Here is a 20817-nt window from a genome sequence, read left to right on the forward strand (position 1 = left end):
GGGCCACGACGATGTCGCCGTGGCCCTTTTTTAAGTGCGTGAGATCAAGCCGCTTTTTGCTGCTCGGCCGCCCTGTCGTTCACGCCGGACTCACCGAGTGAGGTCAGGGCATCGTCGGTGGCCTTCTCCTCTTCGAGTGTGGCGTTGAGGAGTTCGACGATGTCATCCTTGCCCAGCGATGTCGCCCAGGCGATCAGCGTGCCATAGCGCGCGATCTCATAGTGTTCGACAGCCTGCGCGGCGGCGACAAGGCCTGCGTCGATCGAGGTCGAACCCTTGTATTCCTCCAGGATTTCGGATCCTTCCTCGATGATGCCGTCGATGGCAGGGCAGGTCTTGCCGCGCGCAGCAATGCCAAGGATATCAAACACCTGCTCAAGTCGCTCGACCTGGCCCTCCGTCTCGACAAGATGTTTCTCGAAAGCGGCGGACACCTGGGCGTCCTCTGCGCCCTTGGCCATCTTCGGCAGGGCTTTGAGGATTTTCTTTTCGGCGTAGTATATGTCCTTGAGGCCGTCGAGGAACAGATCCTCGAGGCCCTTGGGGCTGGCACTGGCTTTCTTGGTGGCTGCCATCTGACAATCTCCTTTTGGTTGAAATCACCCCTTCGGGTGCTAATCCAACTCGGATGATCGCGGCGGGTTCCTCCGGAAATCAGGTGTGATCAATTTTCTTTTTAGGCTCGAAAAGCTCTTCAAAAGCGACGCGAACCGTGACCGACGTTTGTGCTCGGCGCACCCGCTCGGTGCCATCGTTTGAACTCCATTTTCTGCTGGGTGTTTCAACGGATGACCGCCTTGATGCACGATGAAGGGCGCCATACGGGGGCTTCACCGACGCTGCAGGGGAACGAACTGCTTCGGCGCGGGTTACGCTTGTCCTTCATCCGGAGTCTCGGGGAGGTCCGTTTGGCAAGCCGAGCGACCCCGAGCAATCAAGTAAACATTTCACCAACGATGGAGAACAAGATGACTGAATTTGTGGTGACTACGATTGACGGGAGGCAATTTCGTGCCAGCAGCAAGAACGCTCGATTGTCGAGCCTCGTAGACCAGTGCAGCACGAAAGGTTATTGCGAACTTGCTGTCAGGCCAGGCGAGCCTGAGTATTCCGGCGGGGAGACAAACACCGTCTTTTTCAAGCACGGGATCATATCGATCAGTGAAGGAAGCCAGGTACAGTCGGATTTGCCGGCGGATAAGCCAGTATCTGCCTAGACGCTCGCCGTGGCAGGCCCGTCCCCTCAATGGGAAGACGCACCGTCCGTGGACCTTCCCCAGCCAGTGCTAAGCTTCGATCACGCCGGATGGGCCGGTTCCAAAGCGTCTAGCACCAGTTCATGAACGGCGGCTATCCGCTCCGGCCCGGGTTGGGTGGCGATCTTAAAGATGAGCCGCCCGTCACGTCGAACGCAGTCGGTGCGCTCGGCCAAGCGGCTGTAGGATTTGGAACCGGGCGTCGTAAATTCGATGGCTATGGCAACGGGGCCAGCGCCGATCTTGGAGATGCCCGCCTTCACCGCCGCAAGCTTAAGGCGTGCGAAATCGAGTAGCATGGTCGCCTCAGGTGGCGGCTTTCCAAACCGATCTTCAAGCTCCTCGGCAAAAGCATCGATTTCAGCGAGGGTCTCAAAGCGTTGCAGACGCGAGTAGAGATTGAGGCGCACCACAGCCTCGGGAACATAGTCGAACGGAAGAGTGCCCGAGAATTGCAGTTCGATCTCGGTTTCAAGGGTCGAGGTGTCATTATTACCCCGCACCTTATCGACCGCCCGCGCCAACAGCCGCTGATAGAGACTCAACCCGATCAACTTCATGTGGCCGGCTTGTTCCTCTCCAACCAGATCGCCCGCGCCGCGCAGGTCGAGATCGCGGGCACTGATGGCAAGCCCTGAACCGAGCCGGTCGAAAGCGAGCAGTGTCGAGAGCCGCGAGCGCGTTTGCGGCGCGATGTCCTTCCCAGCCTCGGTTAACAAGTATGCCAAACCTTGCACCCGCCCCCTGCCGACACGGCCGCGCAACTGGTGCAGTTGAGCCATCCCGAACCGGTCCGCTCGAAACACGACGATGGTGTTGGCGCGTGGCACATCCAGGCCATTCTCGATGATGTTTGTTGACAGAAGGATGTCGCCATCCCCGTTGGCGAAATTCACGATAGCGTCGTCCATCTCGGCGGTGTTCATGTCGCCATGGGCCACCAGCACGGATAATTCGGGCAGCAATTTGCGCAGTTCAGCAAGCGTGGGCTCGATGTCCTCAATGCGTGGGACCACGCAGAAACTTTGGCCAGCCCGTCGATGCTCGCGGATCAATGCTGTCTTGACCGACGCTCTATCGAATGGGGCAAGTTCTGTGCGCACCGGACGCCGCCTAGCCGGTGGCGTAGAAAGCAGGCTGGCTTCCTGCACACCAACCATGGCTGCCGCAAGCGTACGCGGTATGGGAGTGGCACTCATCGACAGAACGTGCAGCTTCTGGCCGAGGCCGCGTAGCGTTTGCTTGAGTTTGACGCCGAAGCGGTGCTCCTCGTCGATAACGAGCAGACCGAGGTCGGCAAAGGTGACGCCCTTGGCCGCGATGGCCTGCGTCCCAACGACGACTCGAAGCGATCCGTCCGCGAGCCCTGCCTTGACCTTTCTTGACTCGGCCTCGCTGACGACGCGCGAAAGAAGGGCCACACTCACCTCGGTGCCCTCAAACCTGCGGGAAAATGTTTCGTAGTGCTGGCGCGCCAACACCGTAGTCGGTGCGACGACGGCGACTTGACAACCATTCAACGCGACAACGGCGGCAGCGCGCAAGGCCACTTCAGTCTTGCCGAAACCAACATCGCCGCAAATCAACCTGTTCATCGCCTTGCCAGATGACAGGTCGTCGAGGACGGCGGCAATTGCTTCTGCCTGATCGGCGGTTTCAGGATAGGGGAACCTTCCGGCGAAACGAGCATAAGCAATACGTGGCGGCTTCAAGGCCCGGGCACCTGTTCTGTGACGCTCGGCAGCCAGTCTGACAAGCTGTTCTGCCGCCTCAGCAATCTCCATGTCGAGCTGTGCCCGGCGCTTGGCCCAGCCATCCCCTTTCAACCTGTCGAGTGTCACTGCCTCTTCATCGGCCCCGTAACGCCAGATGCGGCCGAATTCCTCTACGGGCGCCAGAAGCGTGGCTCCTCCATTATATTCAAGCCGTACGGTATCGGTGACCATCCCCTCGACCTCGACGGTCTCAAGGTCTCGCAGAACGGCGATGCCGTGATCTTCATGCAAAACGACGTCGCCGATTCGCAACTCTGGCTCCTGAGCGAGAGAGGGGGCTCCATGATCTCCCGGGTTTAATCGTGTACCGAAGACGTCGGCGGCCGTTACGATCGCAAGCGCGGCCTTGTCATCGACAAAGCCATCGTCGATATCGATATTGAGGCTGACCAAGGTTGCGGGCTCGACGCCCAGTGCCGATGCCCAGCTTTCGGCGTGGCCGACATCAAGCGTCAGATGACGGTGCAGCGTCTTGACCATTCGATCGAGGTCCACCGCAGGGCCGGCGAGGGCGACGCGCCGGCCGCCGTGGATCTGTTCGGCAATAAAGTTCGCCATGGCCTTTGACGGGTTGACCTCAACGATAAAATCGGGCGTTGGCGACAAGCCCTGCAAATCAAGCTTCATCCGACGTTTCGCCAGTTGCTTATCAAGGGTCGGGCGATCCAGGTAGAAGCGTTCTGCGGTTGACTTGCGGCCTTGCTGCCTGTCGCGCATCCGCCGGGCGTCATCGATCAACGCGATCGCGGCGTCGAAGCGTTCGTCCACAGCCGGCTCCACTGCGATACGGGCGTGCGGCAAGAGTTCGAAGATGGTGTTGAGCTTGTAGCCGGCCCCGACCATCTGCATTTCCATGCTTTGTGCTTCCGTAGGTCCAGCCGGCGCTGAGCTGCATTCCAGCAACTCCGTCGAAGGCGCGAGCATGATGTTCTCGAAACTCTCATCTGTGCGTTGCGACACCGGGCTGTATGAACGAATGCTGTCGACGACCCCACGCTCGATTTGAATCCGATAGGGATGTGGCGCTGCTGATGGAAACACCTCGATGCCCTGACCAAGCAAGGCGAATTCTCCAGGCTCGTCGACCCGATCGTCCATCAGGTAGCCATAAGTCTGCAGGCGATCGAAAAATGCCTCAACATCAACGCGGTCGCCGGTGGCCAGGGATGTGAAGGCCTTCGCAATGGCTTCGCCAGGAAGAAAGCGCTGCAGGGCCGCCTCGGGTGACATGACGATCAGGCGAGCGCGACTGTTGGCTGGCTTGGTCAAAGCGAGAAGCGCGGTTGCACGTCGTCCCATGCTTTCACGCGATGGCTGGATACGGTCGTACGGCAGGCAGTCCCACGGCGGCAATAAAATCACCTGCGTTTCCGGCATAAACTGCTTGAAAGAAATTGAGACTTCTTCTGCCTGGTTCTCGCTCCGTGCGATGAAAATCATGTCAGCCGCGCCGCCATCCCGTACAGCCTGGACCAGCCGCGCGGCAATCGCCGCAGCTGGTATACGACGCGATCTTGTTGCGTGTTCTTCGCTCGGAACGCCCGATTCTGAAAGCGTGCTCGACCCAACCACGTCGATCGGCGGTTTTAAGTTTTTTTGTCGTTTCATGAAATATCGGTCCGAGGTTGCCCGCTTCTAACGAGCTTGCGCACGGTGTGTTCCAAAGGCCGCGGGCGCGCTTCAAGAGGGCGTGTAGCCCGAATGCGGCGGCCAGCGGACAGCGTGCCATTGGCTGTTCTTCGACCGTTCGCCGAGTGACCCCCCGGCGGCAGGACGTGCAGGATGCAGTCGGGTCTCCGGATACGGTCGTTAGCAAAGCCCGCAATGAAATCGCGTCGAACGTGACGATCACAAGCAGGGAGGGTAATTCCTGAGCCGAACGCTTGCGGAACCTTTTCGACCGCAATGCTTTACGCATCCGATGTCACGCAGCGTCGTAGCGTTCGCCAATACCATCATGTCGCGTCTGCTGGCGGCCTTGTTGCTCGTCAGCCTAGCCGCCTGTTCTTCATCCGATGCTGAAGACAAGCAGGCGCAGAACGCCAAGTCCACCGCCAATTCAGCGATCATGGTCATCGACAGTTGGAGCGCCGGTGCCACGCCCTCCCACTATGCGGGAGCCACGTTGCGGTCTTTGTCCGAAGTGTTAGCTGACTACGATCGGCAACTACAAACGGCGGACGGTTCGGACTCCTCCAGGCGACTGGCGCGACAACTCACAGCCGCTGCCGAGCGGGCCGAAAATGCTGTCACGAGCGGCGACAGAGCACAAGCCGGGCAAGCCGGTCAGGAGCTTCGAACTGTCATTGCCAAGTTCGTTGTGGCAGATCCCGCAGATCGAGCGACAAATCCATGAAAAAATTGCTGGAAATCTCGCTCGGCGTGGTGACCAGCGTTGGCGGCTTCCTTGAGGTCGGATCGTTGGCGACAGCAGCCCAGGCCGGTGCATTGTTCCACTTCCAGTTGGTCTGGGCCATTCTCCTCGGGACTATCTGCATCATTTTCCTGGTGGAGATGGCCGGCCGTTTCGCAGCCGTCAGCAAGCACACGATAGCCGACGGCATTCGCGAGCGCTTCGGCATCAATGCGTTCCTTTGGCCTCTTATCAGCACATTGCTGGTCAATTTCCTGGTGCTGTCTGCTGAAATCGGCGGGGTTTCCATTGCGGCCGAACTCGCCACCGGGATCGGCTTCCAATGGTGGGCGCTGCCGGTAGCTTTCATTGCATGGCTCTTGCTGTGGAAAGGCACTTTCGGCCTGATTGAGAAAGGCGTTTCGCTGTTGGGGCTGGTAACGCTCTGCTTCGTCGTAGCGGCGGTCCTCCTCAAGCCTGACTGGACGCGGGTCGCCGTCAGTTCGGTGCCCTCCTTGCCACATCACGACACCGCTACTTACTGGTTCATGGCTGTCAGCATTCTGGGTGCTTCCATCTCGCCATATCTCTTCATGTTCTATTCCGCGGGAGCGATCGAGGACAAGTGGGACAAGAGTTATCTCGGTATCAATCGCGCCATTGCCGGGCTCGGCATGAGTTTCGGCGGGACCATCTCCATAGCCGTGCTTATCGTCGCTGCGTTGGTGCTTGGAGCGAACGGCATCACGCAAGTGGACGACTACCACCAATTGCCATTGATGCTGACTCCGGTGTTCGGTTTCTGGGGCTTTGTGCTGTTCGTTGCGTCGCTCGGCATCGCCTGCTTCGGCGCGACGGTCGAGATCGCCCTTCAGCAGGCATACCTCGTCGCGCAGGGGTTCGGATGGAATTGGGGCGAGGACCGCAAGCCTCGCGAGGATCCAGGCTTCACGATTGTCTATACCGTCACAATCTTCGCGGCCGCCATTCCGATTGCGCTCGGCCTTGATCCGCTGAAGCTTACCATCTTTTCAATGGCCCTTACGGCCGCAAGCCTGCCTCTGGCGGTCGTGCCATTTCTGTTTCTGCTCAATGACCGGTCTTATATGGGCGAACATCGCAACGGCGTGATCTCCAACGCGGCAGTGCTCTTTGTTATCGCGCTTGGCTTCATCCTCGCGGTTGTCACCATTCCTCTGCAAATATTTGGAGGCAGTTGATGCTCATGATACGCGACGTTTTGGACAAGCAGGTTGTCGACCGCAACGAGGTCAAGATCGGCAAGGTGGACGGGATAGTGGCCCAGTTGAGAGAAGGTAAGCCCCCGAGGATCATCGCCGTCGAGATCGGCTCGATTGCGCTGGCGCGCCGCTTGGGACCGCTCCCTGGACGCTGGATGGTCATTCTGGCCGCCAAGCTGGGGGGCGAACGCCATGCCAAGCCTCATCGGGTGGCATGGAGCAAGGTTCGCGACATCGGCCTTGACATCGAGGTCGATGTCGATGTGCGCAAGACTGCGATTTTTGACTGGCAGGGCTGGTTGCGCGACCACGTCGTCGGAAGGATTCCGGGAGCTTGACGATGGCAACGGCAAATCTCGACCAACTGGCAGGCCGGCGCGTATTCTCGAAGGAGGGTCAATGCATCGGCCACTTGGAAGAGATCGTCGCCGAAGCAGATGGCAACGACCTTGTCGTCACTGAGTATCATGTCGGTATTTTCGCGGTGTTCGAGCGTCTGTCCGCCTCGTCAATCGGCACGGCCCTGCTCGACCTCGTTCGGCTGCGCCATCGCAAAGGGATCTATCGGATTCCGTGGGACAAGCTTGACATTTCCGACCCCGCGGCGCCGGTCCTTCGCTGCTCTGAGCAGGAGCTCGCAACGATGCAATCCAGCGTGCGGGTCGAACGCTGAGGTCCGGTCGCCGGGTCAGTCGAGCTTCAGACGATCAGGTAACTGGCACGCAACGGCGATCGATCAACCGATATCATTTTGGAGAAAGGACTTGAATGCTGCTGCGAGAGCGGCTGGATTTTCTTCGGCGACATGGTGCCCACTCTTTATCCCAAAGCCTCCCACGTCGTCGGCCCAGTGCTTCCATATTGCGACCGGATCGCCATAGATCTGCTCCAAGTCATCGTCGAGCGACCAGAGGCAAAGCATCGGACAGCGCACCTTCCGGCCTGCATCTCGATCATCACGGTCGTGGCGATGGTCGATCCTGACACCTGCGCGGTAGTCTTCGATCATCCCATGGACGACAGCAGGATCGTGGATGAAGGAAACCAACTCGTCATAGGCCTCACGTCCCATCTCATCTGGCCGCAAGGCGCTGTACCATGCCATTGGGTCTGCCAGGATGGCCCGTTCTGGCTTCTCGGGTTGAGCGAAGAAGAACCAGTGGTACCAATCGCGGGCAAATTTCCAGTCGGCACGCTCCAGATGCTCGATAACTGGCAATCCATCTACCGTAATCAACTTTCGCACCAAATCGGAATGGTCCATAGCCATTCTGAAAGCGACCAGGCTGCCACGATCATGCCCGGCAACGAAGAAAGTGTCGTGGCCCAACCCTTTCATGACCTCCACGAGCGCCGCCGCCTTTGCCCGCTTGGACGAGAACCTGCTTTCCGGGTCGTCCGCCGGTATGTAGGAGCGCCCGAACCCGGGAAGATCCGGGCACACAATTCTGAAATCTGCTGACAGCAAGTCCGCGACCTGGCCCCACGTCATATGCGAGCGAGGATGGCCATGGATCAAAAGGAGAGGCGGCCCAGATCCGCCGTGCCGAACCCGTATCGGTCCGCCCTCGGTATCAATCATTTCAAGCTCGAAGTTGTCGAACATCTACCATCTACCCACAGGTCAACCAGAGCTTATAGAACCTTCTCACCGAGGAACGGTTCACGGCGGGATCGCCATTTCTCCGTGCCACAGTCGGAATGCTCCCGGACGTGACGGGCTCCCCGTCAGATAGATTTGTCCTTGCCATCAACACTTGATGGAGCGAAAAGCTTGCAAGCCGTTGCAGAGCCGCCGGTCGGTAGTATCAAAGCAAACCAAACCTCGGGGTATCGCTGGCGCTCTCATGCCTCCGCGCTGTCCCTTGTTGTTTGTTTTCTTGTCTCTATGGTTAGCCCATTTCCGGAGGGTGGAATGCCTCGTCGATCGGCTCGGGCTCATTTGCTTGGTCTTATCGCGGTGGCCGTTTTGCCAGTCTGGCTGTTTGCTGCCTACCTCCTTGTAGAATATGCGCTTCATGAACAAAGCCGCTTTGAACAGGATGCCTTGCAGACGGCACGACAGGTCTCCTTGGTGGTCGAGGCCGAACTCCTCAATTTACAGACGACCGTCGATGGGTTGTCAAAATCGGGGTCTCTCGCAAAGGGGGATCTGAAAGTGTTTGAGGATGAAGCGCGTCGGCTTGCGCAGGGCACGGATAAGATCATCGCATTGCGCGACCTCGATGGCTGCCAACTTGCAAACACACAGATTGCACAGGGAGAGCCATTGCCGCCCGTCGACCCTGTGACGACCGACGAGCGCGAAAAGCTGAAATCGGCCGGCGTCTCGGTCAGCAATGTGTTCGTGGCCAAAGACTCCACGGACTATCGGGTGGCGGTCGAGAGACGCGTGTCCGGACCGAACGGTGAAGAGTGGCTGCTTTCGGTATCCGTGCCGACTGCCCTCATTCGCGATGTCATGTTGCCCGCCGTGCCGCAAGGCTGGACTGTGGGCATTGGCGATCGCCACGGCAGTTACGTCGCACGGTCGAAGCAACACGAGGAGATGACGGGAAAGCCTGGGTTGCCGGAGTACGTCGAAAAAATCGTCAGGCCTCATGGCAGTTTCACGGCCCGCAATTTCGAAGGGACAACGCTGCTGGCAGGTTACTACCGTTCTCCGTACTCTGGATGGTTTTACACCGCCAATGTGCCGCTCTCGGAAGTCCAGGCGCCGCTTTGGCGTTCGCTCGCAGCGATTGGTGGAATTGGCGCGGCGGCGCTCCTCATCTCCCTTGCCCTCGCTTACATCGTTGGAAAAAAGCTGACCCAAGCCACGATTGATCTTGCTGGCCGCGCAGAGTCGCTTGGTAATGGCCGCGAAGTCCGGCCAATGTCCACCTCGGTGGCCGAGTTCGCCACGATCGCCCAGGCGATGGTCAATGCAGAGCACGCTATTACGGAACGCACGCGAGAGCTGCAGACCGTGCTTGAGACGGTGCCCGCAGCCGTATGGTTTACTTATGACCCTCAAGCTCGCCAAGTTATCCGAAATCGCTTCGCGGCCGAGTTGATGGGTCTACCGACGGTAACGTCCAAGTCATTCGGCGCGCCCGATCTCGTTATCGACACGGTGGCCGTCAAGGACGGGCAGCGTGTCGCTCGCGAAGATCGTCCTTTGAGCCGGGCGATGCGCGGCGAGACGATCGACAACCAGGAATTTGCATACATTCTGCCGTCGGGTGCTCACCGTTACCTGCTCTCCAGCGCACGTCCAATCCGCGAACCGAGCGGATCCATCATTGGTGCCGTGCAAATCAGTTTGGATATCTCGGAGCGTAAGCGCGGCGAAGAGCAACGTCAGCTGCTGCTCAACGAACTCAATCACCGGGTGAAGAACACGCTGGCGGTTGTCCAGTCGATCGCCACCCAGACTATCCGCAACGCCGCGGATCTGCCGGAGGCAGGACGCAACCTGTCCAGCCGGCTCGTCTCGCTGGCGAAGGCTCACGATGCCCTGACACGCCAAAATTGGAGCGGTGCGGACCTCGGCGATCTGATCGCCAACTCGATCACCGCGCACGCACCGCTCGACCGTTTTCGGATCAGCGGCGAGGATGTCTGGCTTTCGCCAACCGTAGCGCTTTCATTTGCTTTGGCACTTCATGAGCTCACGACCAACGCCATCAAGTACGGGGCGCTCTCCAACGGGGCCGGGACAATTTCAATCGCCTGGACAATTAACGGCGAGGAGGGTGGGCGTAAACTCAAGCTGGAATGGCGTGAGTCAGGAGGGCCTCTGGTCACACCTGCAACGCGCAAGGGCTTTGGAACGCAATTGCTGACGCGCGTTTTCGACAATGAGCAATCTGGCGGAGTTGTCTTGCGATACGAGCCATCCGGCCTGCTTTGCGTTTTCCATGTGAGCCTCTCCAGGCAGACAATTGCGGGGGCAACGACCTAAAAGTTCATCTCGCCATAATATGAGGCACTACGCAAAGTGGGATTGCGAACGCTGGCTCCGGCCCAACTCCCTCGCGTGCGCAGGTCTTTCGTGTTGCGTGCGCATTTCTGGCATGGCCGGCGCGAGGCCGAAAATTTGCGTGGCACAGCAAGACAATCTACGGCGAATTTCGTGGAACAATCGGATGCCCAGACCGTTGCCAGGCGGTCTTCAAGCTCAGGATTTGCCTTGTTTCAGCGACCCAACGAAAGTCTCGCTACCTCGCAAAGGTCTGGCGATGCCACTCATCGCCAGGGCGGATTGGCCGAGCCCAGGCAAATCGCCAACGTTGCGCGCCGACTGGTTGTCATCTCGAATAGGTTGGGTAACATTCGCGATCTGTCGCAAGCCGGCGGGCTAGCGGTTGGTGTCGCGGATGCGTTGGCCGAGCGTGGTGGCTTATGGCTCGGAGCAAGCGACGAACATCAGGACTCTGTCGCGAGCGACCAACCGCTGATCCGCCTCGAACGCTTAGGTAGGATCGAGACGGCTGCGCTCATCCTGCCGCGCGAGGAGTATTCGCTATATTACAACGGCTACGCAAACAGTACGCTATGGCCGCTGTTCCATTATCGGCTAGACCTGGTGAACCACCGGGCAGAGTTTCTAGACGCCTACCGGCAGATCAATGCGCGGTTTGCGAAAGCGCTCGCGGGACTGTTGTCGGGCAACGACGACCTAATCTGGATTCACGACTACCATCTTATCCCCTTGGGCGCCGAGTTGCGGCGGCTCGGAATCCGCAATCGGATAGGCTTTTTCCTGCACATTCCGTTCCCGCCGCCTGACCTGTTTGCAGCCACACCCGACCATGAAGAACTCATCGGCGATCTGCTTCAGTATGATGTTGTGGGTTTCCAGACCGAAACGGACGTGGCGAATTTTCGGCGCTCGGTGCAGGCGACCAATTCCACGACCTTTGATACCAACGGCGCAGCTGAGGCAAATGGCCGGACAGTGTTGTCGAAGTGCTTCCCAATAGGCATCGACGTCGATTCATTCTCTCGCATGGCCAACGACGCGGCCGAGGATGTCCAGATTGATTCCATGCGCCGCCAGATTCTGGGACTGAAACAAATCATCGGCGTCGACCGGCTGGACTACTCCAAAGGTCTGCCCGGCCGCATGCAGGCTTTCGCTCGCCTGCTGGAAAGGCACCCTGAACAAGAGCGGGCGGCAACTTATTTGCAGATTGCGTCGCCCACGCGCGAGGAGGTTAGCGCCTATGCTGACATCCGGTCACAGCTAGAAGCAACTGCCGGCGCGGTGAACGGGAAGTACGCCGATCTGGCCTGGACCCCGATCCGCTACATCCACCGAGCCGTAGCGCGCTCGCGGCTAGCTGGTCTGTTGCGCGCTAGCCAGGTCGGCTTGGTCACGCCTTTGCGTGACGGGATGAACCTTGTGGCAAAGGAATACATAGCCGCCCAGGATCCAGCCGATCCCGGAGTGCTTGTATTGTCTCGTTTTGCAGGTGCGGCGGAAGAGCTTGCGGAGTCCCTGATCGTGAATCCTTATGCGGTTGACGAGGTTGCCGATGCCATCGCAAAAGCGCTCGTGATGCCACTTGATGAACGAATTGCTAGGCACGGCGCACTGGTCAAGCGCATCAAGCGCAACGACGCAGCAGAATGGCGGCGAGCATTTCTCGCCGCGCTCGCGGGCGAGGGGTAGCGTGCCATTGCATTAATCCTGCAAGCGGCCTGACTACACCGAGTTTACAAAGGGAAGCAGCTGTGTGGCGGCGAGCAGGCCGCTTTCATGCGGAATTACCAAGTTCGGCGCCGCGATGCAGGCCGGTGCGCGAAAATATCCGGCGCCGCCGTTTCCGAAGCAGGCGGCGCCAGAGTTCCAACCGAAACACGGCAAAACCGGACTGGAACGCCGCGGACCGAACCAAATGTCGCCAAAGGCGTTGAGTCGCGTTGCGTCATCAGCCGGGGCATTTCCATGACAAAGGCCGAGCTATCTACCTATCGGACCAAACGCGATTTCACCAAAACGAAAGAACCCAGCGGCGAGCGTTTGATCGCGAAATCAAACCGGCTGCGGTTTGTAATCCAGAAACACGCAGCCACACGGCTCCACTACGACCTTCGCCTTGAGCTCGACGGTGTCTTCAAGTCCTGGGCCGTCACCAAAGGTCCGTCGCTCGATCCTCAGGATAAACGCCTTGCGGTGGAGGTTGAGGACCATCCGCTGGACTACGGCGACTTCGAAGGCACGATCCCCAAAGGGCAATATGGTGGCGGCACCGTGCAGCTGTGGGACGGTGGATATTGGGAACCAGAAGGCGCTATGTCTCCTGAACAAGCCTTGGAGAAAGGCGATCTGAAATTCACGCTCGACGGCAAGCGCCTGCATGGAAGTTTCGTTCTCGTGCGCATGAAGCATGACCGCACTGGCGGGAAGCGAACCAACTGGCTGCTAATCAAGCATCGCGACAAATACGCGACCGACGGCGATGGCGACGCGGTGCTGGCGCTGGACCGATCCGTCGCCTCCGGGCGCAGCATGGACACGATCGCTGCTGGGAAGGGGGCCGGCCCGAAGCCGTTCATGACGCAAGTCTCATCGGTGCCCGATGCGGACGCCGTGTGGGACAGCAATCGCGGCCTCGCCGCTGAGGAACGCGCAAAGTCGTCAAAGGCATCGCCAAAGCCGTCCCCGAAAGCATCGCCCCGTCCGAAACGTGCCGTTCGTGCTGATGCGGTCAAGATGCCCGACTTCATCGCACCACAGCTTTGCGCGACGCTCTCCCGGCCCCCTGTAGGAACAAACTGGGTTCACGAAATCAAGTTCGATGGCTATCGCGTCCAGCTGCGGGTCGAAGATGGCGTCGCCACGTTGAAGACCAGAAAAGGCCTGGACTGGACGGAGAAGTTCGGCGCCATTGCAAAAGAGGCGGCCAGCCTTCCCAACGCTATCGTGGATGGTGAGATCGTGGCGCTCGGCGAAAATGGCGCACCGGATTTCGCCGCCTTGCAAGCGGCGTTGTCGGAGCGCCGGACGAAAGACCTGATCTTCTTCGCATTTGATTTGCTGTTTGCGGACGGTGTCGATCTGCGAAAGCTGCCCCTCTCGGAACGCAAGGTAAGGCTAAGCGAGATGATCGGCGAGGTTGAGCGCGGTGAGGAGAACCTCATCCGCTATGTCGAGCACTTCACCAATGGCGGTGACGCTGTGCTGCAGTCTGCCTGCCGACTTGAACTCGAAGGCATTATCTCCAAAAAAGCTGATGCACCCTACGCCTCTGGCAGAACCGACACCTGGGCAAAGTCGAAATGCCGCGCCGGGCATGAGGTTGTTATCGGCGGCTGGTCGACGACCAACGGAAAATTCCGCTCATTGCTGGTCGGCGTCAACAGGGGCGAACATTTCGCCTATATCGGCCGTGTCGGGACCGGGTACAGCGAGGCAAAGGTCAGGCAACTGCTGCCGAGGCTGAAGGAGATGAAGGCAGCCAAGTCGCCGTTTACAGGCGATGGCGCACCGAAAAAGGATTCAACCGTCTTTTGGACGAAGCCGCAACTGGTTGCGGAAATCGAGTTCGCCGGCTGGACCGGCGGCGGCAATGTCAGGCAGGCGGCCTTCAAGGGCCTTCGCGAAGACAAGCCAGCAAAGGAGGTAGAGGCGGAGCGTCCCGCCAATCCACAAGAGACGCAGATTGCCGAACCTGCCAGAGGGGCCGGCAGGACCGGAAAAACCCCAATCGTCATGGGCGTCATTATCTCGAAACCTGACAAGCCGCTTTGGCCGAATGCCGGTGATGGTGGGAAGCCAGTCACCAAGCTCGACCTCGCGGAATACTTTGAGGCCGTTGGCCCTTGGATGATCAAGCATCTCAAGGGCCGCCCCTGTTCACTCGTGCGCGCGCCGGACGGTTACGCCGGCGAGCAGTTCTTCCAGCGCCACGCCATGCCTGGCACGTCCAATCTGCTGGAACTGGTGAAAGTCTTCGGCGACCACAAGCCGTATCTGCAGATCGACCGCGTCGAGGGCCTGGCTGCGATCGCCCAGATCGGCGGCCTGGAACTGCACCCCTGGAATTGCCACCCCGCTCATCCCGAGATTCCCGGCAGGCTGGTTTTCGACCTGGATCCCGGTCCGGAGGTTTCCTTTGGCGAAGTTGTCGCGGCCGCCAAGGAGATGCGCGACCGTCTCGAAGATTTGGGGCTGGTCAGCTTTTGCAAGACCACGGGCGGCAAGGGCCTGCACGTTGTGACGCCGCTGGCAGGCCAGCGCAGCAAAACGAACTGGCCCGAGGCCAAGGCCTTCGCGAAGGCGGTGTGCGTGCAAATGGCGGCGGACCGTCCGGATCTCTACCTCGTCAACATGGCCAAGAAGTTGCGGACGTCCCGGATCTTTCTCGACTACCTCCGCAATGATCGCATGGCGACGGCCGTTGCACCCCTGTCACCGCGTGCCAGAGAAGGTGCAACTGTTTCCATGCCACTGACCTGGAGCCAGGTGAAGGCGGATCTCGACCCGAAAAAATACACAGTCCGCACCGTGCCGGGGTTGCTGAAGAAGACGGTTGCCTGGGCCGACTACGACGATGGCGAAAGGTCTATCGCGAGCGCAATCAAACGGCTCGGTTCAGCAAAGCTAGCGGCATGACGTCGAAACATGCAAAACCGTCTTTCGCCGTCCCATTGGACACGGAACCGATGGAGGCAAAGGCTGCCGCCACGTTGCCTGACAGCGCTGGCCAATGGCAGTACGAACCCAAATGGGACGGCTTCCGCTGCCTTGCCTTCAAAGCTGGCGATGAGGTCGACCTGAGGGCAAAGTCTGGCAAGCCGCTCGGCAGGTACTTTCCGGAAGTCGTCTCGATGCTGCGTGTTCTGAGGGCCACTGATTTCGTGGTCGACGGTGAGATCGTCATCGAGGTGAATGGCGCGCTCTCTTTCGATGCGCTGCAGATGCGATTGCATCCAGCGGAAAGCAGGGTTCGAAAGCTGTCTGTCGAAACCCCCGCCAGATTGATCTTGTTTGATATGCTGGCTAGGGCGGACTTCAACGTGATGGACCAGCCGCTGTCCGAAAGGCGCCAAGCTCTGGAACTGTTCGTAGAATCGGCTGGTCATGCCGATATCGAACTGTCTCCTTGTACTCGGGATTTGGCGATAGCAACGAAGTGGCTTGGCGCATCCGGTCACGGTTCGAGGGACGGCGTTGTCGCCAAGCTTGTCGACGACGAATATCGGCCCGGCGAACGCGCCATGCTCAAGGTCAAACGGCTGCGTACAGCCGATTGCGTGGTCGGAGGCTTTCGCTATCTGGCAAATGCGCGTGAGGTCGGTTCCTTACTGCTGGGTCTCTACAATAACCAGGGCAAGCTCGACCATGTGGGGTTCACGTCGACAATCGCGCGGGAGGATCGACCGCAGCTGACCCGACAACTCGAGGCTTTGCGGTCGCCTCCTGGTTTTACCGGCAAGGCTCCGGGCGGCCCAAGCCGCTGGAGCACCGAGAGGAGTGGGGAGTGGGAACCGGTTCACCCCGAATTGGTGGTCGAAGTTCGCTTCGATCACGTCACGAATGATCGCTTCCGGCACGGTACCAAATTTCTGCGATGGCGCCACGACAAGAATCCCAAGCAGTGCACCTTCGAACAGATGCTGAAAACATGAAATCGGCACGCGGTCTGTAGCGCGCGTTGCGCTCAAACCTTAGGCCTATGCGCTCGACTGCCCAGTGTTCGCTTCTTGATCCCTTTCGTAGTGAGGCTGGGCCTGTGGCGTGATTCCCGCAACGACCCACTGGCTCCGGCGGCGGCGCTAATAGATCAGCGCGTCAATCCGCCTGGGACTATCCATTCCTGAATCCGCCGAGCCAAATTCCGCTGCAGTGACTCGTTCGGCGTCACCGAAAGTTCTCATACCCGCTTGGTGCCTTCGGTGAGTGCTGAGGTTGCACCGCCTGCTGCTGAGCGGATTTAGACAGCGGGAGCTCTCCCCCGTTGATGGTCCGAAAAACCTCGCTGGCAGGCTGCTCAACCATTGGGTTAGGTGGCATTGGTGTCGATTGCGTCATTGTGGAGTCCTCCGGTTACTGCGCTGCACGTGCGCCCATGAGCGTTACTGTTTGCGTAATTGCGGACCTGACCTAAGCAGCATCGACGCGCTGGAGATCAGAGACGCGGACCACGCCGTGCTGGCTGACGAAGGTCAGGGTCGTGTCCGTGCTCTGGCTCTGTGAAACACCAGATATGCGATGATCTCCGGTATCGTAGATTATCGTATTTCCATGATCGTCGATGACCAGACGGCGCTTCTCGTTAAACGCCGCGTAGCGCATATGGTTCTGGGAGCCAGCTGCAGACGGGCTTCCAAACTCGTCAGGCCACCACGAGCCGGCGGTTGCCAAGCCAGCCGAGCGATAGCTCACATTCGTATCGTCGTTGCGCCCCTCGGCTGGATGATCGCGGAGGTAGGCGGACAGCTCGCCCGCGATAGCGTTGAGCTTCGCCTTGAGCCTGCCGTTGAACATGTCGCCGACCATCGTCATGCCGGAAGACCATTGCGACATGCCTCCGAAGTCGAGATGGCTGAACTGGGCCATGGTCCCGCCGCCACGCCGCAAAGCGTCTAGAACAGCGGTGACCGCGCCTTCGGAGATGCCATGCTCGCGCGCAAGACGGGCGGTCAGTTCGGTGTCGTTCTGGGTCATCATGATGTCCTGAAAAATCGATGGAACAGCGTACGGCCGCGCATGCAAGCTTGTCGGGCCGTTAGTCTGCGCAGCACGGAAGTAACGAGCGTCGAGAGGCGCGGTTCCCGTACCCGGCAGAACGGCAACACATTCGACAGTCCCCCCACCCAGCAATCGTGTAATCGCCGCGAAATATCGCGGAACATCCGTCAACGTCATTTGACGGAAACGCTTATTTGTCGTAAACATTTGCACCCGGTCGCACTTTTGGGGGCCAGACCAAGGGAGGCTGCCATGACAAGACGCATCGATCGCGAGAAGATCGCGAGAGCGGACCGCGAGAGCAGATGTGTCCGGCGGCTCAAGCCGAGTCGGGGATTTCGGTCTCTTGATCATGTTGGAATTGCTCTGCCCATTGCAGATCCATCAGCCAAGGCTCGCGCCGGCCGATCCAGAGTTCATAGCCTGGAATGATGTCGCTCGGGGCGAGGTCCAGAGCGCCCAGCATGATCTCCGCCTCGTCGTCCCGCAACGAGGCGATGCGCGATCCGCAATCGGCGCAAAAGCTTCGGCCATTGAACGCCCGTAGTCGCCAGTGCCCTGATAATCCGACCGTGCCCAAACACCGAAGAAGTTGAACGCGCTGCCGCTCGAGCGGCGGCAATCCTGACAATGGCAAAGGCCAACACGAAGCGGAGCGCCTTTGACCGAGAAGCGAACCGCACCACAGAGGCACCCACCCCTGCGAATATAATCTTCGCTCATGTCAGAGCTCGCTTTGGAGGGCCACGGTTCTCGTCGGGGTTCGGGACGGGCAATTCGTCCGGCAAGAGGTCAGGGTCAGGGTCCAGCTTGGTGCATCCACGGGCGGTTCTTCGTTCAGCTCTGGTTTGGGCGGCATGACTATTCTCCCGGTCTGTCAACTGGGCGCGGTGTCTTGCCGGCCACCGGACGTGCGTCGCTTCGTCTGGCCGTGAAGGGGTCCGCCAAAGCGCTGGTACGTTTGGGCGGAGCGCCTGCCGTCTTGGGGCTGGCTGGCGCCTGGCCGGAGTCATTGGTGCCAGGGTTTTTACGCTGGATTTCGACACCGGCCGTCTCCGGTTCCCTGGCAATTGCAGAGTTGAGGTTTTTGATTTTGGCCATGCCGTCATCTCCTTTGCTGGCCAACGACCGGCCGCCAGGAATGTTCCATGCAGCGCGGAACCCGCAGGGTGCAGGCCTGTTATCGATGATCACACAGGAGCAATGAAAATGTCTGGAAACGAAAACCATCGCGAAACAGGTGCGACGAAGTATCCGGCCAGGACTGGCGCTGACCCTTCCGATTCATTCTCCCAAGATGCGGCGAGCAACAAGAAGCCCAAGGACGGGGTTGGATTGACGCGGCCTGTGGACGAAGTCGATGACAAGACGCATCAGTCGGACGGGCAGAACCCACTAGGCCAGGTAAAGAGCTCTCGGCCATGAACGTCGCCAATCTTCAGCTCGAAGGTCTGATGATGGCAGTCGCGTCGATCAACAATTTGCTGGTCCACAAAGGCCTGCTTTCAATAGACGACATCGACATCGCGCTGCGAAAGGCCGAGGCCAATGTAACGGGCGATGAGCGGACATATGAGGATATGTCGCCGGCCAATCGCGACGCCATCTGCTTCCCGATTCAGCTTTTGCAGATCGCGAACAATGCCCAGGGCGAGGCCGACGTTCCACCGTTTTCGGAACTGGCGAAGATGGTTGGACAAACGAAAGAGCCGTACAATGATCAGCGGTAATGACGGGCTCGACTTCGTTGCGGCTTACATTTCGCTGTTCTGAATAATTCCCGCTTCGCCATCTTGGATAGGCCTGCGCGATACCGTTGAGTTCTTGAGCCGAACGCCAGGGCCGCCATGGATCGTCTCGCCATCACTTAGAAAGGCAACTCCCGCCAGTTCGAGCGCCGATCGCATCGCGACAATCATGCCGGCGGCCGGAATGCGCTTCCCTTTCTCGAAGTCCCGAACCGTCCCCTCGCTGACCTGCGCTTTGGCGCTAAGCCTGGCTTGTGACCAATCCAGCAGAGCACGCGCCGCCCGGCATTGCTCGACAGTCAATTGGGTCACAAACTTCTCCTCGATCGACACGGTGCTCGTTGGCCTACGCGCTCTTGCGCTTCGGCTCGCTCTTTTTGGGTGTCGCTAGCCCCTCCTGCTTGAGGCTCTTCTTAAGCACCTCGGCCAGGTTGATAACGTTCTCTTTCGGCTTAGGAGCCGCCTTCGGTGGCGCCTTGCCCTTGCGCTTCGCGTCAATCATGGCAATCAGCGCATCTTCGTAGGTGTCCTCGAATTTCGAGGGATCGAAAGTTGTCACCTTTTTGTCGATCAGCATGCCTGCGATTTCGAGCAATTCGGGATCGTATTTCGCCTTGGTCAAACCATCGAAGACACTGTCTTCGGAGACCATCTCGTTGTGGTTTCGCAGCTCGGTCATCACCATGCCCTTGCCATAGGGCTCGATCACAACTTCCCGGCCGCGCTGATAGAGCACGATGCACGACCGTGCTGCGACGCCCTTGTTCTTCATCGCGTCGCGGATGACACCGTAGGCTTCGACGGCCGCGCCGTCGGCGGGAATGAGGTAGTAGGGCTTCTCGAGATAGCGGGTGTCGATCTCGCTGATCGCAACAAACTCGCCTACTTCGAGCGTGTGATCCGAGGTGAGCTTAAGCGCCTTGATATCCGCGGGCTCGATCTGAAGGAATTCATCCTTCTCGACCTCGAACCCCTTGACCTGGTCTTCTGCGTCGACCGTCTTTCCTGTCTTTTCGTCAGCGTAGACGCTTTTGACAGGAAGACCGTCCTTGCGGTTCAAGATTTTGAAGTGGATCTTGGATGCCTCGCTGGTGGCGCCGACAATCTTCACCCCGCAAGTCACCGATCCAACCTTCAAAAAGCCCTTCCAGACAGCACGTGGCGCGACCATGTCGTTTATCCTGTTTCGGGTCAGGGCAAACGAGTTTTCTTTCAAATCGTTCCCTCTGCCGCGGGTTCGGCGGAGTCGACTGAATCCAGCAAGAAGCTTGAAAGCCAAACCAACCGGGAGATGGCGGATCGACCATGTCGCGGCGCCGGCGATCGTCAACAGCGGTTCGGCAACCGGCTTCGACGTCTCCAAGGTACTGATCATGACGAAGAGCGGAATCCACGCCTTCGCCAGGGTGCTATCTGGCAACCTGACAGATAAGGGAATCCGCGTTAACGACGTTGCTCCGGTCCAATGTCGCCACCGCTCAACCGGCCTGAAAAGCAAGCCGCCGACGTCTCGAAATTTGGCGCGAAGGCCGATGAAACGGCCCGCGCAGCCGGAAGAAATTGCACCCGCCTAAGAGTTCTAGCATCGCCGCAATCTCCAGTCACATCACCGCAGGGATCCTTCCAGTCATAGGCGCCTGGTAGCTTAGGAGCAGAGCTATGCTATGCCGTTGCAATCCGGATGCTCGATCAACCAGCAACGCGCAAAGCGTCCGGTTGAGCTGACACGGTTCCGCATTGTGTCAGCTCAGAATAGTCGC

At 59.1% G+C, this 20817-nt stretch carries 17 protein-coding genes and 1 pseudogene; 10 read left to right on the top strand and 8 right to left on the bottom strand.

Features of this window, described 5'->3' with window-relative positions; genetic code table 11:
* Positions 1 to 44 precede the first annotated feature (44 nt).
* Complete coding sequence (locus MesoLj_RS22555) at positions 45 to 575, bottom strand: YciE/YciF ferroxidase family protein (RefSeq protein ID WP_202322604.1); 531 nt, start codon at positions 573 to 575, stop codon at positions 45 to 47.
* Between the two features lie 722 nt (positions 576 to 1297).
* Complete coding sequence (locus MesoLj_RS22560) at positions 1298 to 4639, bottom strand: DEAD/DEAH box helicase (protein WP_202322607.1); 3342 nt, start codon at positions 4637 to 4639, stop codon at positions 1298 to 1300.
* Between the two features lie 349 nt (positions 4640 to 4988).
* On the opposite strand from MesoLj_RS22560, the gene MesoLj_RS22565 reads away from it, so the two are divergent.
* The 4 genes from MesoLj_RS22565 to MesoLj_RS22580 are packed head-to-tail and all read left to right on the top strand — an operon-like array spanning position 4989 to position 7298.
* Entirely contained in the window at positions 4989 to 5387 is a 399-nt protein-coding gene (locus MesoLj_RS22565) for a hypothetical protein (RefSeq protein WP_202322608.1), read from the top strand.
* Positions 5384 to 6604 (top strand): NRAMP family divalent metal transporter, encoded by a 1221-nt coding sequence (locus tag MesoLj_RS22570; RefSeq protein ID WP_202322610.1) that lies wholly within the window; start codon positions 5384 to 5386, stop codon positions 6602 to 6604. The genes MesoLj_RS22565 and MesoLj_RS22570 overlap by 4 nt, the downstream gene beginning before the upstream one ends.
* Positions 6604 to 6963, top strand: a complete 360-nt coding sequence (locus tag MesoLj_RS22575; protein WP_202322612.1) for a hypothetical protein — start codon at positions 6604 to 6606, stop codon at positions 6961 to 6963. The genes MesoLj_RS22570 and MesoLj_RS22575 overlap by 1 nt, the downstream gene beginning before the upstream one ends.
* A 2-nt stretch (positions 6964 to 6965) precedes the next feature.
* Complete coding sequence (locus MesoLj_RS22580; RefSeq protein WP_202322614.1) at positions 6966 to 7298, top strand: hypothetical protein; 333 nt, start codon at positions 6966 to 6968, stop codon at positions 7296 to 7298.
* 63 nt (positions 7299 to 7361) lie between these two features.
* On the opposite strand, the gene MesoLj_RS22585 is transcribed toward MesoLj_RS22580, so the two are convergent.
* Positions 7362 to 8231, bottom strand: coding sequence for an alpha/beta fold hydrolase (locus MesoLj_RS22585; RefSeq protein WP_202322616.1), 870 nt, complete (start codon positions 8229 to 8231; stop codon positions 7362 to 7364).
* A gap of 309 nt (positions 8232 to 8540) precedes the next feature.
* On the opposite strand from MesoLj_RS22585, the gene MesoLj_RS22590 reads away from it, so the two are divergent.
* The 4 genes from MesoLj_RS22590 (at position 8541) to MesoLj_RS22605 (ending at position 16246) form a co-directional block, all read left to right on the top strand.
* Positions 8541 to 10571 carry a sensor histidine kinase gene (locus MesoLj_RS22590; RefSeq protein ID WP_202322622.1) on the top strand — a complete coding sequence of 677 codons (2031 nt, stop codon included), beginning with the start codon at positions 8541 to 8543 and terminating at the stop codon, positions 10569 to 10571.
* A 171-nt stretch (positions 10572 to 10742) separates the two neighbouring features.
* Complete coding sequence (locus MesoLj_RS22595; RefSeq protein ID WP_244735141.1) at positions 10743 to 12284, top strand: alpha,alpha-trehalose-phosphate synthase (UDP-forming); 1542 nt, start codon at positions 10743 to 10745, stop codon at positions 12282 to 12284.
* Positions 12285 to 12560: 276 nt separating this feature from the next.
* Positions 12561 to 15230: a DNA ligase D gene (ligD, locus tag MesoLj_RS22600; RefSeq protein ID WP_202322625.1), complete on the top strand. Its 2670-nt coding sequence runs from the start codon at positions 12561 to 12563 to the stop codon at positions 15228 to 15230.
* The gene (locus tag MesoLj_RS22605) at positions 15227 to 16246 is read left to right on the top strand and encodes an ATP-dependent DNA ligase (RefSeq protein WP_202322631.1); all 1020 of its coding nucleotides are present in this window, start codon (positions 15227 to 15229) and stop codon (positions 16244 to 16246) included. The genes ligD and MesoLj_RS22605 overlap by 4 nt, the downstream gene beginning before the upstream one ends.
* A 475-nt stretch (positions 16247 to 16721) precedes the next feature.
* On the opposite strand, the gene MesoLj_RS22610 is transcribed toward MesoLj_RS22605, so the two are convergent.
* From MesoLj_RS22610 to MesoLj_RS22620, 3 genes and pseudogenes are all read right to left on the bottom strand, one after another.
* On the bottom strand, positions 16722 to 17285 hold the full coding sequence (locus MesoLj_RS22610) for a hypothetical protein (protein WP_244735142.1): 564 nt from the start codon (positions 17283 to 17285) through the stop codon (positions 16722 to 16724).
* A gap of 343 nt (positions 17286 to 17628) precedes the next feature.
* A pseudogene (locus MesoLj_RS22615) lies at positions 17629 to 18032 on the bottom strand (GFA family protein).
* Positions 18033 to 18170: 138 nt separating this feature from the next.
* Positions 18171 to 18410 carry a hypothetical protein gene (locus MesoLj_RS22620; protein WP_202322646.1) on the bottom strand — a complete coding sequence of 80 codons (240 nt, stop codon included), beginning with the start codon at positions 18408 to 18410 and terminating at the stop codon, positions 18171 to 18173.
* A 320-nt stretch (positions 18411 to 18730) separates the two neighbouring features.
* Here MesoLj_RS22620 and MesoLj_RS22625 point away from each other — a divergent pair, with 320 nt between their 5' ends.
* Positions 18731 to 19039 (top strand): hypothetical protein, encoded by a 309-nt coding sequence (locus MesoLj_RS22625; protein ID WP_202322647.1) that lies wholly within the window; start codon positions 18731 to 18733, stop codon positions 19037 to 19039.
* Positions 19040 to 19063: 24 nt separating this feature from the next.
* Here MesoLj_RS22625 and MesoLj_RS22630 read toward each other — a convergent pair whose 3' ends face one another.
* Both MesoLj_RS22630 and ku read right to left on the bottom strand, forming a co-directional pair.
* Positions 19064 to 19369: a helix-turn-helix domain-containing protein gene (locus MesoLj_RS22630; protein WP_342215773.1), complete on the bottom strand. Its 306-nt coding sequence runs from the start codon at positions 19367 to 19369 to the stop codon at positions 19064 to 19066.
* Between the two features lie 34 nt (positions 19370 to 19403).
* A complete protein-coding gene (gene ku, locus MesoLj_RS22635; RefSeq protein WP_446720253.1) occupies positions 19404 to 20432 on the bottom strand; it encodes a non-homologous end joining protein Ku in 1029 nt (342 codons plus the stop codon).
* Between ku and MesoLj_RS36885 the strand changes: the two genes are divergently transcribed.
* Entirely contained in the window at positions 20431 to 20631 is a 201-nt protein-coding gene (locus MesoLj_RS36885; RefSeq protein ID WP_446720254.1) for an SDR family oxidoreductase, read from the top strand. The genes ku and MesoLj_RS36885 overlap by 2 nt on opposite strands.
* The last annotated feature ends 186 nt before the right edge of the window (positions 20632 to 20817 follow it).

Origin of the sequence: Mesorhizobium sp. 113-3-9 (genome assembly GCF_016756515.1) — a bacterium.
Classification (GTDB): Bacteria; Pseudomonadota; Alphaproteobacteria; order Rhizobiales; family Rhizobiaceae; genus Mesorhizobium.

Excerpts from the sequence above, each read along its gene's own strand:
- MesoLj_RS22555 (WP_202322604.1), bottom strand. The coding sequence starts at position 575 with ATGGCAGCCACCAAGAAAGCCAGTGCCAGCCCCAAGGGCCTCGAGGAT.
- MesoLj_RS22560 (WP_202322607.1), bottom strand. The coding sequence starts at position 4,639 with ATGAAACGACAAAAAAACTTAAAACCGCCGATCGACGTGGTTGGGTCG.
- MesoLj_RS22565 (WP_202322608.1), top strand. The coding sequence starts at position 4,989 with ATGTCGCGTCTGCTGGCGGCCTTGTTGCTCGTCAGCCTAGCCGCCTGT.
- MesoLj_RS22570 (WP_202322610.1), top strand. The coding sequence starts at position 5,384 with ATGAAAAAATTGCTGGAAATCTCGCTCGGCGTGGTGACCAGCGTTGGC.
- MesoLj_RS22575 (WP_202322612.1), top strand. The coding sequence starts at position 6,604 with ATGCTCATGATACGCGACGTTTTGGACAAGCAGGTTGTCGACCGCAAC.
- MesoLj_RS22580 (WP_202322614.1), top strand. The coding sequence starts at position 6,966 with ATGGCAACGGCAAATCTCGACCAACTGGCAGGCCGGCGCGTATTCTCG.
- MesoLj_RS22585 (WP_202322616.1), bottom strand. The coding sequence starts at position 8,231 with ATGTTCGACAACTTCGAGCTTGAAATGATTGATACCGAGGGCGGACCG.
- MesoLj_RS22590 (WP_202322622.1), top strand. The coding sequence starts at position 8,541 with ATGCCTCGTCGATCGGCTCGGGCTCATTTGCTTGGTCTTATCGCGGTG.
- ligD (WP_202322625.1), top strand. The coding sequence starts at position 12,561 with ATGACAAAGGCCGAGCTATCTACCTATCGGACCAAACGCGATTTCACC.
- MesoLj_RS22605 (WP_202322631.1), top strand. The coding sequence starts at position 15,227 with ATGACGTCGAAACATGCAAAACCGTCTTTCGCCGTCCCATTGGACACG.
- MesoLj_RS22610 (WP_244735142.1), bottom strand. The coding sequence starts at position 17,285 with ATGACCCAGAACGACACCGAACTGACCGCCCGTCTTGCGCGCGAGCAT.
- MesoLj_RS22620 (WP_202322646.1), bottom strand. The coding sequence starts at position 18,410 with ATGGCCAAAATCAAAAACCTCAACTCTGCAATTGCCAGGGAACCGGAG.
- MesoLj_RS22625 (WP_202322647.1), top strand. The coding sequence starts at position 18,731 with ATGAACGTCGCCAATCTTCAGCTCGAAGGTCTGATGATGGCAGTCGCG.
- MesoLj_RS36885 (WP_446720254.1), top strand. The coding sequence starts at position 20,431 with ATGACGAAGAGCGGAATCCACGCCTTCGCCAGGGTGCTATCTGGCAAC.
- ku (WP_446720253.1), bottom strand. The coding sequence starts at position 20,432 with ATGATCAGTACCTTGGAGACGTCGAAGCCGGTTGCCGAACCGCTGTTG.